Below are 18,269 nucleotides of genomic sequence, written 5' to 3' on the forward strand. Positions count from 1 at the left end.
GATTTGAATTATATTTATAAGTACAATTTTGGTTTAGTTGAACGTTATTTGCTATACTTAGAAGTGAAAATAGGAGTTATATGTAGTCACTTGTCACATAGAACTTTGCCTATATATAATAAAGATGGAAGCTATTGAAAAGGGAGTAGAGTAGTAGATGACGAGAAAATCGATTGCTATTGATATGGATGAGGTACTTGCCGATACAGTAGGTGCATTGCTTGAAGACGTGAATAAACGTACGGATTTAGGAATTACATATGAAATGTTAGATGGAATAAAGTTGAGACATGCAATGCCTGAGCATGATGGTCTACTAACAGAAATTTTAAGGGAACCTGGCTTTTTCAGAAGATTACAAGTTATGGATGATGCACAAGATGTCGTTAAAAAACTAACTGAACATTATGATGTATATATTGCAACTGCGGCAATGGATGTACCGACTTCATTCCATGATAAATATGATTGGTTAAGACACTTCTTCCCATTTTTAGACCCTCAGCATTTTGTATTTTGTGGTCGAAAAGACATTGTTAAAGCGGATTATTTAATCGATGATAACCCTAGACAGTTAAGCATCTTTACTGGTACGCCGATTATGTATACTGCAACGCACAATATCAACGATGACAGATTTGATCGTGTGAATAATTGGAAAGATGTTGAGAATTATTTCCTAGGAGATAGTGAGTACAATATTTAATCTTTCAAGTGTTTGAGATATGAGTTTGAGATACAAATATATAGCAACAATACGCTTGTTTAAAAAGAAGGGAGTGGGGCAGAAATATCCCATTCTCAAATTAAAAGCATCAATCTATTATAAACTAATAGATTGATGCTTTTCTATTTAAAATATAACGATTTTTGGAACTACGTGATTGTTTATAATTTAAATCATCGTGTTAAAGCTTAATTACTCTGATTCAGTATCGTTCACTTGTTTATGTTCTGGAAGTGTCAGTATTTGAATAGCATTTGGCACAACTTCGATTTGAAGCGGCGTTTTTAAGTCAACTTCACCATCAATGTCAACTTTCATCTGTGGGTCCGTAGCGATGGTGATTTTCTTCGCTAATACATGTTTAATACCATCCGTCATATTATTCCAATTCATGCTCGTCACGTTGTTTAAACACATCGTTTAAGACACTTGTTCTTTCTTCTGTGAAGATAAACGTATTTAAATAACCATCATTAGGAGATAAGTCGGTTAAAGGTATACGACTACCACCTATGAAGGGTCCATTCGCTACTACAAGCATTGTGGTATTACCTTCAATTTCCTTCTCATCGACAGTTAGTTTATAGTCAAAGTGTTCTGGGTTAAGTAAAGTTTTTACTGTAGAACCAACGTAACTTAATTTACCAAAGACATCTTTGTTACCTTCTTGTACGTTCTCGGCATTTTGTACAATAAGCCCCATGCCTACAAAGTTTAAAGCATATTCATCATTTACTTTCATAACATCATAAGATCTTAGTTCTGCTTCCTTAAGTTGTTCACTTGCTACTTTATGACGTGGGTGTAAATTTAATGTTTTTACAAAATCATTAAAAGTCCCGCCAGGTATAATACCGATTGGAATATCTAACTGACTTTGCATCATGCCATTAACGAGTTCATTTACCGTACCGTCCCCACCTAAAATAAAGATAATATCTACATCATCACTATAACTTTGTTCTTTTATTTTTTTACAATAAGTAATAATGTCTCCTTCATTTTCACTTAATTGGATAGAGAGATGCTTACAAAATGTTGTAAGTGATGAGGCAACGTCTCCGAGACCTCTATAAATATCTTTTATACCTGAGTGTTCATGGTAAAATAATACGCCGTGTTTAAATTTTGATTGAGTCAATTTATTCACCATATTTCTTAGAATTTTGATTTACTTATTAAGTTTACCCGATTTTCAAAAAAATAAATAAAAAAGAGAACGGGAGAGAAATCAAAATTTGAAATTTGATTTCGTATTCCCGCTCTCATAGGGCTGACTAGATATGAGACAGCTACTGTGCATGCTTTTATATCATTAAACTATTATTTAATACCACGCATACCCTTGACGATTTTTGGTACAAAGGCAAGGATGATTAGGCTGACTACAATTGCAATTACTCCTAGGAATAGGAAATAATTTTTATAGCCAAGTGGTTCGATAAGTTTGACTAAAGTACCGTTAATGGCTTGAGCACAGGCGTTTGTTAGTAACCATAAACTCATCATTTGCGTGTTGAAGGCTTTAGGTGCAAGTTTTACTGCCGCACTATTACCAGTAGGTGATAAACATAATTCACCAATAACGCAAATAACATATGACAAGATAATCCAGTTTACACTTATCATTGCACCACCCGATGAAATGCCAATTAAGCCAATCATTATGTAAGAAGCACCTGCTAAAAATGCACCTAAGACAAATTTCGTAGCTAAACTTGGCTGACGTCTTGCCATTTTAGCCCAGATAATTGAAATTACTGGTGCAAGTAATACGATGAATAGAGGGTTAATAGATTGGAACCAAGTTGGTCCAAAATCTGTTGTCCATCCAAATAGATTTAATGACATATCACTACTTTCAAGCGCGAAAATGTTTAGCACATTTGCACCTTGTTCTTGAATTGACCAGAAAACTACACCTAAAATAAATAGGGGAATAAAGGCAATGACACGTGAACGTTCATCGGATGTAACTTCTTTACTGCGAATCATAATTGTAAAGTAAATGATAGGTAACGCAACCCCAAGTATCAATACAGTAGTACTTACAATGTTAAATGAAAGTGTTCCAGTTAATCCAGTGATGATTAATACCGCCGCAATAACTACGGCTGCAGCTGCAAATATTAGACCGTATTTCTTTTTCTCACTTTGATTTAAAGGATTCGTAGGTTTCGTTCCTACATCGCCAATATTTTTCTTATTGAAGATCATATACCAAATTAAACCTAATGCCATACCTACTGCGGCTATTAAAAAGCCAGCATGGAAATCGCCCGATTTAACGAATTGATCTAATATTAATGGTGAAAGTAGTCCACCTAAATTTACAGACATATAGAAAATAACGAATCCGAGCATCCATACGTGTATCATTTTCAGGATATAGTCTACCTACAATATTAGAAATACTTGGTTTCATTAAACCTGAACCCACGATAATAAAGAACATGGATATGAATAAACCGACAATATCTAATGGTAAACTTAAGAATACATGACCAATGATGATTAGTACGCCACCGTAAAATGTGGCTGAACGCGTACCAGTGATTCTATCAGATATCCAACCTCCAAGTACTGAAGTCATATAGATTAAAGCACCATAAACAGCCATGACTGACTGTGCAGTACCCTTGTCCATACCGAGGCCGCCGTCTTTGATCGCGAAATACATATAAAAGATAAGTAACGCGCGCATCCCGTAATAACTAAACCTCTCCCAAAATTCAACGAAAAATAAAACCCCTAGACCTTTAGGATGTCCAAAAAATCCTTTTTGTGGAATGGATTGGATGGCTTGGTCTTGGGTTTTGTCCTGATTTTGCATAAAAAATTCCCGTCCTTTCTTGCTCCCAATAAAAAAATGTATAAAATAGATTTTACTCCTAATAAAACTAAATTTCAATAATATTCTCACAATAACAATATTCGGAAAATTCAGTTATTTTTTGCAAGTTATTTTATTTGATTTTAATTTTAAAGCATTAACATTTAGTAAAATTAGTCTTTGTTGATAATGTACACAAAAAAGTAGTGGCACAATGAAGTGACACTACTTTTTTAAATCGTATTTAGTTTTGATTGTTTAGTAAACGCCTTTCATAGCACGTCTTACTTTTGGTGAAATCATAAGTAATAGAATACCAATGATTACGGCGATAAGACCTGAGTACATAAAGTAGTCACTTTGATTGATCTTTGTATAGACAACAACAAGTTGAGCGTTAAGCCCTTGTGCAGTTGCATTACTTAGCATCCATAGGCTCATCATACGTGCAGTGAACGTTATTGGTGCTAATTTAGTAGTTGTAGATAAACCTACTGGTGAGATACAAAGTTCACCAATCGTAATCAATAAGAAACTTAGTACAAGCCATAATGGATTGATTAACGCGTTGCCTGTAGCTAATGGAATAATCATAATTAAATAGGAGAAGCCCGCGATAATCGTGCCGATAGCAAATTTATGTACGGTAGGCGGGTTGTACTTTCCTAATTTCATCCAAAGTGTTGCAAAAATTGGTGCTAAGAGCACAATGAAAATTGGATTTAATGACTGCGCCCATGCTCGCAGGTATTGAAAAATCAATTAAGCCGTTTGTTAATTCAGACATTTCTAATTGTGTTTTTTTATCTGCAAATGTTGCAAGTATCGTTGAACCTTGTTCTTGAATCATCCAGAAAGCCACGGAAGTGATATATAAAGGTACGTAACTATAAACACGTGAACGTTCATCTTTTGTTATATTTTTACTTAATATCATATTAAGGAATATGTATACCGGTAATACAATACCTAACAATGTAATTAAGAAACTAAAGTTACCTAATGTTAGAGCATTGTTTAAATGTAAGATCCATAAATATATTAAGAATAAAACGATAACGCCAACAGTAATAAGTACGAATTTTTTGATTTCTGGTCTTGTTAACGGTATTGGCACATTGCGACCGACTAAACCTAAATTCTTTTTACGTTTGAGTGCAAAAACGATTAGACCAAAAAACATTCCAATTGCTCGCTGCTAAAAAACCAGCGTGGAAACCAATTCTAGTTTGCAATTGCCCAGTAATTAAAGGTGAAAGCAAAGCCCCTAAATTAATTCCCATGTAAAATAACGTAAATGTTGCATCACGTCTTGGATCATTGCGTTCGTATAATTCACCAACGGTAGTAGAGATATTTGGTTTTAATAACCCTGTACCTGCGATAATTAGAAGTAAAGCTATCATTGTCGCTGTTAAATTACCCGGAATGGATAAAAGGATATGTCCAAACATGATGAGGAACCCACCATAGAAGACGGCATCTTGCGTTCCAGTAATCCGATCTGCAATCCACCCGCCGATAAGACCAGACATATAAATTAAAGTTCCGTAAATAGCAACAATTTGCATAGCAACTGCTTGGCTAAGCCCGAAGCCACCGTCAGCAACACTATAATATAGATAGAAAATTAATATGGCTTTCATACCATAATAACTGAATCTCTCCCAAAACTCAGTCAAGAATAGTGTGCTTAGTCCTTTTGGATGTCCGAAGAAACCTTTGTTTGGAATACTTTTCATGATTTCTTCGTGACTATGATTTACTTTTTTCATAATTTCCCTCCCCTTAAATGGTTGGATTTATTCTATACTGTTTTCATAAAAAAAACAAGTGTGTCCCTGAATTATTCAAATGTAAGTAAATTTTACACTATACATTTAAAAAGTATGGAAATAGGGTGAGAATATCATATTAAAATTTAGTGATTTATACCCGTGAAAGCATATAAAAAACCATCGACTAAATCATGTGATTTAGTCGATGGTTTAATGATGTAGATATATATTGATGTCCCAAAAATTCAATCATTGTAGGTGAGGTGAAGATAAAGAATCGTATTTTATTATCTATTATCTATTTTCTCTGGATAAAGGTCATGATTCATTAAACGATGTTCTGCCATTTTTTCATATTTAGAATCAGGACGGCCATAGTTTGTATATGGATCTATTGAAATACCACCACGCGGCGTGAATTTGCCCCAAACTTCAATATAATGTGGGTCCATTAGATCAATCAGATCATTCATTATAATGTTCATACAGTCTTCATGGAAGTCGCCATGGTTTCTAAAACTAAATAAATAAAGCTTTAACGATTTAGATTCTACCATTTTAATATTAGGAATATAAGAAATATAAATCGTTGCGAAATCAGGTTGGCCAGTAATAGGGCATAATGATGTGAATTCTGGACAATTGAATTTCACAAAATAATCACGACCTGGGTGTTTGTTATCAAATGATTCTAAAACATCAGGTCTATAATCAAAATCATATTTATTGTTTTGATTACCTAATAATGTAATATCTTCTAATTCTTCTTTATTGCGTCCTTCAGTCATTGCATATCGCTCCTTTAGCGTTTAGGTTTTTGTTCTTCCTTTTGAATTGTAAGTGGTTGTCGACGTGCTTTTTCAAACATATAGTAACTGGCACCTATAATAATGATATAGCCTAAGATAGCAAATGAATCTGGTGTTTCACCAAATAAGATAAAGCCAAACGCCGCAGTAAATATAATAGATGCATACGTAAATATTGAAATATCTTTAGCTGGCGCGTAACTATAGGCCAGTGTTATACCAATTTGTCCTGCAGCAGCGACTAATCCTGCACCGATTAAATAAACAACTTGCATCATAGTCATGGGTTCAAATGTAAACACTGTAAAAGGTATCAATACTATTATGGAAAAGAATGAAAAATAAAAGACAATTGTATAAGGTGCTTCACGTGTACTTAATGCTCTGACACACGTATAAGCACTTGCCGCAAAAATACCAGAGAATAATCCGCCCAAAGCAGGAATCATAGTGGAGGAGAATTCGGGTTTAACAACAAATAACATACCAAAAATGGCCACAATCATAGCTACAAATTGGTAATTACGTACTTTTTCATTTAAGAAGATAATACTTAGTAGTATCGTCCAAAATGGATTAAGCTTCATTAATGTATCTGCATCACTTAAAAGCATATGATCGATAGCGTAGATATTAAGCAACACACCAATCAAACCTAATGTAGAACGAGAAATCAATAAAGGTTGGCTACTTAATTTACCAAATAAGGGTTGTTTATATTTTAAAATAAAATATAGCGGTATAAACATTGCTACTAAATTTCGAGCAAGAGACTTTTGAAATACAGGCAAGTCACCGGCTAATCGGAAGAACACAGTCATAAAACTAAAGCCAACTGCTGAAACTAAGATAGCAATGATACCTTTAACTTTAGGATTCACATGTATCGCCTCAATTTTTAATTTTTAACGTATTCATATTAGCATATATGCTCTGAAGATGTATATATAGTTGAAAATTGAAGGGAAATATATTAAGATGTAAACACGAACAAATGTTCTGTTTATTAAGGGGATTTTTTTACTTATAAGAATGAAATATATGGTGCTTATACATTGTGTTTTGTACAATGTATAAAATGATTTTGTTTAAAAGACGACACATCAAGCGTTGTAAGATTTTTATGAAAAGCAAATAATCAAACCTTAAAATCACAAAAAAATATTTTTTAATTAGTGAACATCACTTTAAGGTTGAATTGGTGCCATTTCTATTGATTATTCAACATTTTGTCATAAATAAAAGCCTTTTAATAATCTTCTGAGTTATGTATAATGAAACACATAATATAGTATTGATGACCAAGACAAAACACAATATATAGTGTTTTAGTACGTGGTCAATTTATTTATAATAAATCAAAATTTATGTAAAATCACACTTTTTTAGGCACTTAAATATGACAAATTAAGCATTAATACTTAATTATTGAGTTTTTACATAACTACATATAGATATTGAAATTACTATATATTGTGGTTAGTTCGAGAAACTAAATTATTTTGATTTTTCAAAGTGCCTTTAAGCATTTAAATACAATACATGATTTTATCATAATAAGATAAATATATTTTAGAAAGTAGGTGATCCGATGAAGGTTGTATATTTTTCATTTTCTGGCAATGTGCGTAGATTCATAAAGCGAACTGAACTTACCAATGTAATGGAAATTACACAAAATAATTGTTCTGAAAGAATGGAAGAGCCTTTCATATTGGTCACTGGAACAATAGGGTTTGGCGAAGTACCGCCACCTGTTCAGTCATTTTTAGATATTAATCACGACTTATTACAAGCTGTTGCGGCTAGCGGAAACCGAAACTGGGGTCAAAATTTTGCAAAAGCTGGACGATCTATTTCGGAACGATATCATGTTCCATTATTAATGAAATTTGAATTACATGGCACAACGAACGATATAAGCGAATTTAAAGATAAGGTGGGACATTTCAATGAAGATTATGGACGAGAAGAAATACAATCATATTGAATTAAATAACGAAGTTACCAAACGTAAAGAGAATGGCTTTTTTGATTTGGAAAAAGACCAAGAAGCATTAACAGTCTATCTAGAAGAGATACAGGATAAGACGATTTATTTTGATACTGAACTTGAACGTCTTCACTATCTCGTTGATAATGATTTCTATTTTGATGTATTTGCAAAATATTCAGTAGAAGATCTAGAAGAAATTACTGAATATGCTAAAAGCATTCCATTTAGTTTTGCGAGTTACATGTCCGCAAGTAAATTTTACAAAGATTATGCATTGAAAACGAATGACAAAAGTCAATATTTAGAAGACTACAAGCAAGACGTAGCAATCGTTGCATTATATTTAGCAAATGGACACAAAGCCACAGCTAAACAGTTTATTTCTGCAATGGTTGAACAGCGTTATCAACCTGCAACACCAACATTTTTAAACGCTGGACGTGCGCGTCGTGGAGAACTTGTATCTTGTTTCTTACTTGAGGCAGACGATAGTTTAAACTCTATCAACTTTATAGATTCTACAGCCAAACAATTAAGTAAAATTGGTGGCGGTGTTGCGATTAACTTGTCTAAATTACGTGCGCGTGGTGAAGCAATCAAAGGTATCAAGGGTGTAGCAAAAGGTGTATTACCTGTTGCAAAATCACTAGAAGGTGGCTTTAGTTACGCAGACCAATTAGGTCAACGCCCAGGTGCTCGGCGCAGTATATTTAAATATCTTCCACTATGACGTTGAAGAGTTTTTAGATACGAAAAAAGTAAACGCTGATGAAGATTTGCGTTTATCTACAATATCAACAGGTTTAATTGTGCCGTCTAAATTCTTTGATTTAGCAAAAGAAGGTAAAGATTTTCATATGTTTGCACCACATACAATTTATAAAGAGTATGGTGTGACATTAGATGATATTGATCTTGATGCATACTACGATGAACTTGTCGCAAATCCAAATATTGATAAAAAGAAAAAAGATGCACGTGACATGTTAAATACAATTGCTCAGACACAATTACAATCTGGTTATCCTTATTTAATGTTTAAAGATAACGCTAATAAAGTTCATGCAAACTCAAATATCGGCCAAATTAAAATGAGTAACTTATGTACTGAAATTTTCCAATTACAAGAAACTTCAATCATTAATGATTATGGTACAGAAGATGAAATTAACCGTGACATCTCTTGTAACTTAGGTTCATTAAATATTGTTAACGTAATGGAATCAGGTAAATTCAAGAATTCAGTACACACTGGTATGGATGCATTAACTGTTGTAAGTGATGAAGCTGATATTCAAAACGCGCCAGGTGTAAGAAAAGCAAATAGTGAACTACATTCAGTTGGTTTGGGTGTAATGAACTTACATGGTTATTTAGCGAAAAATAAAATTGGCTATGAGTCTGAAGAAGCAAAAGACTTTGCGAACATCTTCTTTATGATGATGAATTATTATTCTATTGAACGTTCAATGGAAATTGCTAAAGAGAGACAAGAAACATACAAAGACTTTGATAAATCAGATTATGCCAATGGTAAATACTTTGAATTCTATACTTCACAAACATTCGAAGCGAAATTTGAAAAAGTACGCAAATTATTTGATGGTTTAGAGATACCATCTCCAGAAGATTGGAAAGCATTGCAAAAAGAAGTTGAAGCAAATGGTTTATTCCATGCATATCGTTTAGCGATTGCGCCAACACAAAGTATTTCTTATGTACAAAATGCGACAAGCTCTGTTATGCCAATCGTCGACCAAATTGAACGTCGTACTTATGGTAATGCTGAAACATTTTATCCTATGCCTTTCTTATCACCAGAAACAATGTGGTACTATAAATCAGCATTTAATACAGATCAAATGAAATTAATCGATTTAATCTCAACGATTCAAACACACGTGGACCAAGGTATTTCTACAATCCTTTATGTTAATTCAGAAATATCTACACGTGAATTGTCTCGACTATATGTTTATGCACATCACAAAGGATTAAAATCGTTATATTATACTAGAAATAAACTGTTAAGCGTTGAAGAATGTACAAGTTGTTCGATATAGGATTTTAAGTAACGGATAAGCAAAGTGGTTTTTACAAGCGACCTAGTCTTTTATATAGATTAGGCTGTAAATCACTGCTTAATTAAATTTTTACTGGATAGGGGAATTTATCTAAATGAAAGCAGTCAATTGGAATACGCAAGAAGACATGACAAATATGTTTTGGCGACAAAATATTTCACAAATGTGGGTAGAAACAGAATTTAAAGTATCAAAAGACATTGCAAGTTGGAAGACTTTATCTGACGCAGAAAAGAACGCCTTCAAAAAAGCTTTAGCAGGTTTAACAGGATTGGATACACATCAAGCAGATGACGGTATGCCACTCATCATGTTACACACAACGGATTTACGTAAAAAAGCAGTCTACTCATTTATGGGTATGATGGAACAAGTCCATGCTAAAAGTTATTCACATATCTTTACAACGTTACTACCTTCCAGTGAAACGAACTATTTATTAGATAAATGGGTTTTAGAAGAACCGCATTTAAAATATAAATCAGATAAAATTGTAAATAATTACCACAAACTTTGGGGCAAAGATGCGTCTGTATATGATCAATATATGGCACGTGTATCAAGTGTATTTTTAGAAACATTCTTATTCTATTCTGGTTTCTATTATCCACTTTACCTTGCGGGACAAGGAAGAATGACAACGTCAGGTGAGATTATACGTAAAATCTTATTAGATGAATCTATCCACGGTGTATTTACAGGTATGGATGCACAAAGTATGCGTAATGAACTGTCAGAAAGTGAAAAACAACAAGCAGATCAAGATATGTATAAGTTATTAGATGACTTGTATAAAAACGAAGTAGCGTACACACATTCACTATACGATGAAGTAGGTATAGCAGAAGATGTACTAAATTATGTTAGATATAATGGTAATAAAGCATTAGCTAACTTAGGCTTTGATTCATACTTTGAAGAAAAAGAATTTAACCCAATTATTGAAAATGCATTAGATACTTCAACGAAAAATCATGACTTTTTCTCAGTTAAAGGCGATGGTTATACATTAGCGTTGAATGTTGAAGCATTAAAAGATGAAGACTTTATATTTGAAGATTAAAAACAATTTGTTGCAGTTATGTAATTTGATTGAGTCTGTTTGAGACTGTATCAATTACATGATGCTACAAGATAATACTAGGAACAATGCTTCCTATTTTAAGTGCTCGCTAGATTTTCCGAAGGGATAATCTAGTGGCTTTTTATTTGTTGAAAGTAATTTTAAGGGTTATTTTTCAATTAATTTACGAATACTTTCACTAAAATGGCCTATTGCTATTGAATTTACCGCCAAAAATGTTAAAATTTTAATATAACTATTGATAATGATTATCAAAACCAATAGTGTTTATGAATTCATTGTACATCGAAAGGATTAGGTTACCTCATTATGAAATTCTTACTTAATGGTATTGTCCTATTTATCATTTTATTATTATTAACTATCCTTTCTCTATTTATTGGCGTTAGTAATGTTTCAATTACAGACATATTCCACTTATCTAAAGAGCAAATAAACATTATTGTATCTAGTAGGATACCGAGAACGGTAAGTATATTAATTTCTGGAAGCACGTTGGCACTTGCAGGATTAATTATGCAACAAATGATGCAAAATAAATTTGTAAGTCCAACAACTGCGGGAACGATGGAGTGGGCTAAGTTAGGTATTTTAATATCGCTAATACTATTTCCAGAAGCGAATATCATTATTAAATTAGTATTTGCAGTCACGCTAAGCATTGGTGGCACCTTCCTGTTTGTGAAATTAGTACAATTTATTCGATTTACTGATGTCATTTTTATCCCACTCTTAGGGATTATGCTCGGTGGTATCGTTTCTAGTTTCGCTACATTTATTGCCTTAAGAACGAATGCGGTGCAAAGTATCGGAAACTGGATGAATGGGAATTTTGCCATTATTACAAGCGGGAGATATGAAATATTATACTTAAGCATTCCTTTATTAGTACTTACATATATATTTGCGAATCAATTTACGATTGCCGGAATGGGGAAAGATTTTAGTAATAATCTAGGTGTTAATTATGAAAAAATAATTAACGTCGGTTTATTTATTACTGCGGCAATTACTGCTTTAGTAGTTGTAACAGTTGGAACACTTCCTTTTTTAGGTTTAATTGTTCCAAATATCGTTTCTATATTCAGAGGAGATCATTTAAAAAACGCATTGCCACATACAGCAATGCTAGGTGCTATTTTTGTAATGTTTTCAGATATAATCGGCAGAATTGTTGTGTATCCATATGAAATCAATATCGGATTAACAATTGGTGTTTTTGGCACTATTATTTTTATAATCTTGCTGATGAAAGGACGACATAACTATGCAAATTAGCGCTAAAACAAAACTATCCATTTTATTTGCAGTAACAGTGGTAGCCGCAGGTCTTTACCTTGTGATAGGTATTGATTTTGATATTTTCCAATATCAATTTTCTAGCCGATTAAGAAAACTGATACTGATGATATTAGTCGGAGCCGCAATCGCGGCTTCAGTAGTGATATTCCAAGCGATTACAAGTAACCGGTTACTAACACCTTCAATTATGGGGCTTGACTCTGTATACATGTTTGTGAAGGTTCTAATCGTGTTTGCATTTGGTGTGCAGTCTGTATTTGTGACTAACTTGTATCTAAGCTTTGCAATTTCATTAATCGTGATGATTGTATTTTCATTACTTTTATTCCAAGGTATCTTCAGAATTGGCGATGTTTCTGTTTATTTCATCCTACTCGTAGGGGTTATACTCGGTACCTTTTTCAGAAGTATTACTGGATTTTTAGAATTAATTATAAATCCAGAAGATTTCTTGGCTGTACAAAGCTCGATGTTTGCAAACTTTGACGCATCTAATACTAAATTAGTCACACTGTGTGGTGTCATATTAGTTATTCTCATATTGATTACGATGCGGGCCATACCATATTTAGATGTACTTTTATTAGGAAAAGATCAGGCGATCAATTTAGGTATATCTTATAAAACGTTAACGAGATTATTACTCATACTCGTTTCAGTGCTTGTATCTATTTCGACAGCACTCGTTGGTCCAATTACATTTTTAGGATTATTAACTGTTAACTTAGCACATGAATTGATGAAGACATATGAACATAAATACATATTACCAGCAACGATTTTAATGAGTTGGTTAAGTCTATTCATAGCACAAGGTGTAGTAGAGAATTTATTCCAAGCAACGACGCAAGTAAGTATAATTATTGATTTAGTAGGTGGAAGTTACTTCATTTACTTATTAATAAAAAGGAGACATGCGAATTGATACGTGTACAAGGGCTTAATAAAAATATTCAAGATAAAGAAATTTTAAAAGATATTAATGTTGATATAAATAAAGGACGTCTAACTTCTATGATTGGACCAAATGGCGCTGGAAAAAGTACATTGTTAGCCGCAATTACACGCCTAATGGACTTTGAAGATGGTTCTATAGAAATCGAAGGTAAAGCAATTAGTGATTATAAAAGTAATGAATTAGCTAAAAAATTATCGATTCTCAAACAATCTAATCATACAGAGCTCAATATTACAGTAGAGCAATTAGTCAATTTTGGACGATTTCCATACTCTAAAGGTCATCTCAAACAAGAAGATAAAGAACAAGTTGAATATGCGTTGGAATTACTACATCTTAAAGAGATTAGAAATCGCTATATAAAAACATTATCTGGTGGGCAACGTCAACGTGCATATGTAGCCATGACAATTGCGCAAAATACAGATTATATCTTATTAGATGAACCATTGAACAATCTTGATATGAAACATTCAGTTCAAATTATGCAAACATTACGACAACTTGCAAAAGATTTAAATAAAACTGTAATCGTTGTGATTCATGATATTAACTTCGCTTCATGTTATTCAGACGATATTATCGCGTTAAAAGACGGTGAAGTTGTCAAAGCAAGTACAAAAGATGAGGTTATTCAAACAGATACATTAAAAGCTTTATATGACATGGATGTAAGAATTGAAGAAATCCGCGGTCAACGCATTTGTGTGTATTTCGATGAGCTCACAGCAACTCAAGATTTAGAGCTCGCATACTCAATGTAATTCCATTCGTAACATTTGAAGGGAGTGATGCAACTGTAACGTGGTTATACTTTTTAAGGGCATAAAAGGAATACATCATTAGGAAAATCAGGAGGCGTAAGAAACATGAAAAAATTATCTTTATTATTAGTTGTAGGTTTAATGTTTTTATTAGTAGCATGTAGTAATGGTGGATCAGAGGATAAAAAATCATCTGATGCAAAATCAGAAAGTGAAGGTTCAAATAAAACTGTAAAAGTTGAAAATAATTATAAGGCTAGTGGGGAAAAACGTGATGGCAGTGATGCTAAAACGGTTAAAGAAACAGTAGAAGTGCCTACAAACCCTGAAAAAGCAGTTGTTTTTGATTATGGTACATTAGATACATTGAAAGAATTAGGACTTGAAGATAAAGTTAAAGCACTCCCTAAAGGTGAAGGTGCTAAGTCACTACCTGATTTCTTAAGCGATTTTAAAGATGAAAAATACTTAAACACAGGAAGCCTAAAAGAAGTTAATTTCGATAAAGTTGCAGAAGCTAAACCAGATGTAATTTATATTTCTGGGCGTACAGCAAATCAAAAAAATCTAGATGAATTCAAAAAAGCGACACCAGATGCAAAAGTTGTATATGTTGGCGCTGACGACAAAGACCAAGTGAATTCAATGAAGAAAAATACTGAAACATTAGGTAAAATTTACCAAAAAGAAGACGAAGCAAAATCACTTACTAAAAAATTAGATGATAAAATTGCTCGGCATCAAAGAAAAAACAAAAGACTTAAAAGATGAAAAAGCATTATTCTTATTAGTTAACGAAGGTGAATTATCAACATACGGTGCTGGAGAACGATTCGGTGCAATGATTTTTGATACAATGGGCTTCACAGCTGCAGATGAAAATATTAAGAGTAGTAAACACGGTCAAAACGTAACGAATGAGTATATAGCAGAAAAAAATCCTAATATCATCTTTGCTATGGACCGTGGACAAGCAATTGCCGGTAAGTCAACAGCTGAACAAGCTTTAGGTAACGACGTTATCAAAAATGTAGATGCTATAAAAGAAGACAAAGTTTATGAGTTAGATCCAAAACTTTGGTACTTCGCAAGTGGTTCTACAACTACATCAATTAAACAAATTGAAGAAGTAGAAAAAGCACTTAAAAAATAATATTTAAAAAGGATAATCGTGGGGGATACAATTCCTTTCAGAAAGTCGACAAAGCCTTATGGCTTTGTCGACTTTTTATGTTTCAAGAAGATAGTTTGGGGTGGCTTGGAACTTTAGTCCCAACATGTTCTTTGTTATGTTAAAGATAGATTGAGCAAGTAAGTAAAAATTCATTTTTAAAACTTCTATAATGAAATGAAATAAAGCAAAGGGGAGTGAAGTACATGATTTTAGATAATGTAAATCCAAGTGATTTATTTCCAACGGAGAAAAAGGGGCCAAGTGTATTAGGAACAATAGAATATTCAGTCCAAGGTTCTTCAGAATTTGAAGGTGCTTTTATTGCAACCAACGAACGTATTATTTTAAATGTTGATATGAATGGGGAGTTTTATTACAGAAGTATTGCTTATAAAGAAGTAGAACAAATTAGTTACGATTGTGAAAAAATAAATTTTACTTTTAATATTGGACCAATGCCCATGAAGCAAATACAAAAAGGTGATGCAAAAGCCTTTGTACAATTTGTAGAAGAACAAATAAAATAGTATGAGAATTTTAAAATAAAGTACATAGTGCCAAGTCGCAAAGCTATTTCATATTCGTTTGCCCAGTGCAAGCAAATACTTGAAAATCGGTACAAGTCTATTTTTAATATAAAAAAGGTACGCATCCATTAGATTAACGGATGCGTACCTTCTTCAATGCTTTATTAAGCATAAGCCATGAAGTTTATATAGAAAAATAAAGATGGTAATGATATTTACAACGATTATTAAAGTGGCCATCGCACTTAGGACAGGCTTCAATCATCATATATTCATTGATTGTCATTTCATGTCTACATACACCACATAAAATTGCTTTTTCATTAAATTCACTAGAATCCCATCTTTTTATTGCATGTGATTCATGTTCATTATGACATTTATAGCATGGATAGTATTTACCGCAACATTTAAATTTAATTGCGATGATGTCTAATGGTGTTGGATAATGCGTGCAACGTGCTTCATTGTCTACAGTAGAACCATATATGTTAATCATAATCAATTCTCCTAATTATCGTTTGGATGTTCGCCAATAATTCTAACTTCTCGATGTAGCTCAACATCAAATTGCTCTTTTACTACTTTTTGAACATAGTGGATTAGATCTTCATAGTCTGTTGCGCTTCCGTTATCAACATTTACCATAAAACCAAGCATGCTTCTTAGACACTTCGACGCCACCAATACGATGACCTTGTAATTCAGCATCTTGAATCAATTTACCGGCAAAGTGGCCCGGAGGACGCTGGAATACACTACCACATGATGGATATTCTAAAGGTTGCTTGGATTCTCTTCTTTCCGTTAAATCATCCATTTTTTCTTGGATAGCTTGTTTGTCACCAGGCATTAAAGTGAATGTCGCTTCAAGAACGACTAAATGTTCTTTTTGAACGATACTATTGCGATAATCTAACTCTAAATCTTTATTCGTTAATGTGATGAGTTCACCTTTATCATTTACACACAGTGCATAGTCTATACAATCTTTGACTTCGCCGCCATATGCACCAAGCATTCATAAAAACAGCGCCACCGATTGATCCTGGAATACCACAAGCAAACTCTAAGCCAGTTAGCGCATAGTCTCTAGCAGTACGAGATACATCGATAATCGCCGCACCACTACCAGAAATAATAGCATCATCTGAAACGTCTATATAATCTAGTGAGAGTAAGCTAATTACAATACCTCTAATACCACCTTCACGAATGATAATATTCGATCCATTGCCTAAATAAGTGACTGGAATATCATTTGTATATGCATAGTGAACGATAGATTGGACGTGTTCATTTTGGGTAGGTGATAAATAGTAGTCAGCCTGACCACCAGTTTCAGTATATGTATAACGTTTTAATGGTTCGTCTATTTTAATAATTTCTTTTGGAACAATTGCTTCTAATTCTTTTAAGATGTCATCTTTATGCAAGTCTAGAACATCCTTTCCTGTTGAATTCATTTTGTTTATTATACCAATGATTACCCGTCTTTGCTAAATAGTATAGCAATTTATTAAAGGTTTTATAGTTTTATTCAAATTTTATGCTTTTGATTAAATTTTATAAGTCATCATAGATCATTTTAATAATGACTTATGGTCTTTTTGTTTTGTTAATTGTTGAAATAACATTTGTTTGTGATTTTCGTAATCACGAATTGTCACGTTATGACTTGCTAAGCACTGTTTTTTATTACTAAAATGCTTAGCAATCACGCTGTTTGAAGCTAGAATCTCATCCATTTCTAAATAATCAGTATAGAGTGGTGTGTCTTTTTGAATAATATGTAGTCGTGTCGTTTGTTTTAACTCAATAAGATTATTAAATTGAGCCATGACTACTTTTTTCTTATATGGATGGTGTAATCGATAAAAGCCTTCATAATTCAAACGTTTTTCGTCTAAAGAAGTCACGTCATGTAAATTATTTACCCCCACTAAAATATCTAATATAGGTTCAGTAGGGTACATGAAATGTCTTGTACCTCCGATGTGATGCGTTGATTTAACAGGTGTATCCAATAAATTGAATAAAACATTTCTGAGATGATTATATCGCTGTGTGAAATGCCCGTTATTATCTTCAGTTATAAATAATTGTATGCTTGAATACATATAGGTTGACCACTCCTTTAAATGTTATTATATAACTGTTAAACTGTAAATTCTGAAACAATATATCATATATCATTTTCAAGTTAAATAAGTTTCTGTATAATATGGAATGA

General features: G+C 32.9%; 11 protein-coding genes and 6 pseudogenes. 9 read left to right on the forward strand and 8 right to left on the reverse strand.

Going from position 1 to position 18,269, the window contains the following annotated elements; genetic code table 11:
* Positions 1-157: 157 nt before the first annotated feature.
* Positions 158-706, forward strand: coding sequence for a 5' nucleotidase, NT5C type (locus tag ABLV90_RS07210; protein WP_069833315.1), 549 nt, complete (start codon positions 158-160; stop codon positions 704-706).
* A 213-nt stretch (positions 707-919) separates the two neighbouring features.
* Here the strand turns inward: ABLV90_RS07210 and ABLV90_RS07215 are convergent.
* The 5 genes and pseudogenes from ABLV90_RS07215 to ABLV90_RS07235 all read right to left on the reverse strand — a co-directional run bounded on the left by ABLV90_RS07215 (position 920) and on the right by ABLV90_RS07235 (position 7,028).
* Positions 920-1,880, reverse strand: a pseudogene (locus ABLV90_RS07215) (diacylglycerol/lipid kinase family protein).
* A 170-nt stretch (positions 1,881-2,050) separates the two neighbouring features.
* Positions 2,051-3,449, reverse strand: a pseudogene (locus ABLV90_RS07220) (peptide MFS transporter); the annotation flags it as partial.
* A 369-nt stretch (positions 3,450-3,818) separates the two neighbouring features.
* Positions 3,819-5,335: pseudogene (locus ABLV90_RS07225) on the reverse strand (peptide MFS transporter).
* Between the two features lie 290 nt (positions 5,336-5,625).
* Entirely contained in the window at positions 5,626-6,126 is a 501-nt protein-coding gene (queF, locus tag ABLV90_RS07230; RefSeq protein WP_002508304.1) for a preQ(1) synthase, read from the reverse strand.
* A 14-nt stretch (positions 6,127-6,140) separates the two neighbouring features.
* Positions 6,141-7,028, reverse strand: coding sequence for a DMT family transporter (locus ABLV90_RS07235; protein ID WP_460872414.1), 888 nt, complete (start codon positions 7,026-7,028; stop codon positions 6,141-6,143).
* 710 nt (positions 7,029-7,738) lie between these two features.
* Here ABLV90_RS07235 and nrdI point away from each other — a divergent pair.
* The 8 genes and pseudogenes from nrdI (at position 7,739) to ABLV90_RS07275 (ending at position 16,036) form a co-directional block, all read left to right on the forward strand.
* Positions 7,739-8,137 (forward strand): class Ib ribonucleoside-diphosphate reductase assembly flavoprotein NrdI, encoded by a 399-nt coding sequence (gene nrdI, locus ABLV90_RS07240; RefSeq protein ID WP_069817878.1) that lies wholly within the window; start codon positions 7,739-7,741, stop codon positions 8,135-8,137.
* Positions 8,100-10,206: pseudogene (gene nrdE / locus ABLV90_RS07245) on the forward strand (class 1b ribonucleoside-diphosphate reductase subunit alpha). Before nrdI ends, nrdE begins: the two are co-directional and overlap by 38 nt.
* A 115-nt stretch (positions 10,207-10,321) precedes the next feature.
* Positions 10,322-11,290: a class 1b ribonucleoside-diphosphate reductase subunit beta gene (nrdF, locus tag ABLV90_RS07250; RefSeq protein WP_069817880.1), complete on the forward strand. Its 969-nt coding sequence runs from the start codon at positions 10,322-10,324 to the stop codon at positions 11,288-11,290.
* Between the two features lie 330 nt (positions 11,291-11,620).
* Complete coding sequence (locus ABLV90_RS07255; protein WP_427705267.1) at positions 11,621-12,589, forward strand: ABC transporter permease; 969 nt, start codon at positions 11,621-11,623, stop codon at positions 12,587-12,589.
* The gene (locus ABLV90_RS07260; RefSeq protein ID WP_427705265.1) at positions 12,579-13,538 is read left to right on the forward strand and encodes an iron chelate uptake ABC transporter family permease subunit; all 960 of its coding nucleotides are present in this window, start codon (positions 12,579-12,581) and stop codon (positions 13,536-13,538) included. Before ABLV90_RS07255 ends, ABLV90_RS07260 begins: the two co-directional genes overlap by 11 nt.
* A complete protein-coding gene (locus ABLV90_RS07265) occupies positions 13,535-14,335 on the forward strand; it encodes an iron ABC transporter ATP-binding protein (protein WP_427705262.1) in 801 nt (266 codons plus the stop codon). The genes ABLV90_RS07260 and ABLV90_RS07265 overlap by 4 nt, the downstream gene beginning before the upstream one ends.
* A gap of 105 nt (positions 14,336-14,440) precedes the next feature.
* Positions 14,441-15,488 (forward strand): annotated as a pseudogene (locus ABLV90_RS07270) (ferrated catecholamine ABC transporter substrate-binding lipoprotein SstD).
* Between the two features lie 224 nt (positions 15,489-15,712).
* Positions 15,713-16,036, forward strand: coding sequence for a PH domain-containing protein (locus tag ABLV90_RS07275; RefSeq protein ID WP_427705257.1), 324 nt, complete (start codon positions 15,713-15,715; stop codon positions 16,034-16,036).
* A 184-nt stretch (positions 16,037-16,220) separates the two neighbouring features.
* Here ABLV90_RS07275 and ABLV90_RS07280 read toward each other — a convergent pair whose 3' ends face one another.
* The 3 genes and pseudogenes from ABLV90_RS07280 to ABLV90_RS07290 form a co-directional block, all read right to left on the reverse strand.
* Positions 16,221-16,535 (reverse strand): CHY zinc finger protein, encoded by a 315-nt coding sequence (locus tag ABLV90_RS07280; RefSeq protein ID WP_069817886.1) that lies wholly within the window; start codon positions 16,533-16,535, stop codon positions 16,221-16,223.
* Between the two features lie 11 nt (positions 16,536-16,546).
* Positions 16,547-17,472: pseudogene (gene murB, locus ABLV90_RS07285) on the reverse strand (UDP-N-acetylmuramate dehydrogenase).
* Positions 17,473-17,619: 147 nt separating this feature from the next.
* Complete coding sequence (locus ABLV90_RS07290; RefSeq protein WP_427707573.1) at positions 17,620-18,156, reverse strand: GrpB family protein; 537 nt, start codon at positions 18,154-18,156, stop codon at positions 17,620-17,622.
* Positions 18,157-18,269 lie beyond the last annotated feature (113 nt).

This window comes from Staphylococcus sp. 2S1 (genome assembly GCF_046721335.1).
GTDB lineage: Bacteria > Bacillota > Bacilli > Staphylococcales > Staphylococcaceae > Staphylococcus > Staphylococcus equorum_A.

Bases quoted from the DNA above. Each gene is read 5' to 3' on its own strand.
- ABLV90_RS07210 (WP_069833315.1), top strand. From the start codon at position 158: ATGACGAGAAAATCGATTGCTATTGATATGGATGAGGTACTTGCCGAT.
- queF (WP_002508304.1), bottom strand. From the start codon at position 6,126: ATGACTGAAGGACGCAATAAAGAAGAATTAGAAGATATTACATTATTA.
- nrdI (WP_069817878.1), top strand. From the start codon at position 7,739: ATGAAGGTTGTATATTTTTCATTTTCTGGCAATGTGCGTAGATTCATA.
- nrdF (WP_069817880.1), top strand. From the start codon at position 10,322: ATGAAAGCAGTCAATTGGAATACGCAAGAAGACATGACAAATATGTTT.
- ABLV90_RS07255 (WP_427705267.1), top strand. From the start codon at position 11,621: ATGAAATTCTTACTTAATGGTATTGTCCTATTTATCATTTTATTATTA.
- ABLV90_RS07260 (WP_427705265.1), top strand. From the start codon at position 12,579: ATGCAAATTAGCGCTAAAACAAAACTATCCATTTTATTTGCAGTAACA.
- ABLV90_RS07275 (WP_427705257.1), top strand. From the start codon at position 15,713: ATGATTTTAGATAATGTAAATCCAAGTGATTTATTTCCAACGGAGAAA.
- ABLV90_RS07280 (WP_069817886.1), bottom strand. From the start codon at position 16,535: ATGATTAACATATATGGTTCTACTGTAGACAATGAAGCACGTTGCACG.
- ABLV90_RS07290 (WP_427707573.1), bottom strand. From the start codon at position 18,156: ATGTATTCAAGCATACAATTATTTATAACTGAAGATAATAACGGGCAT.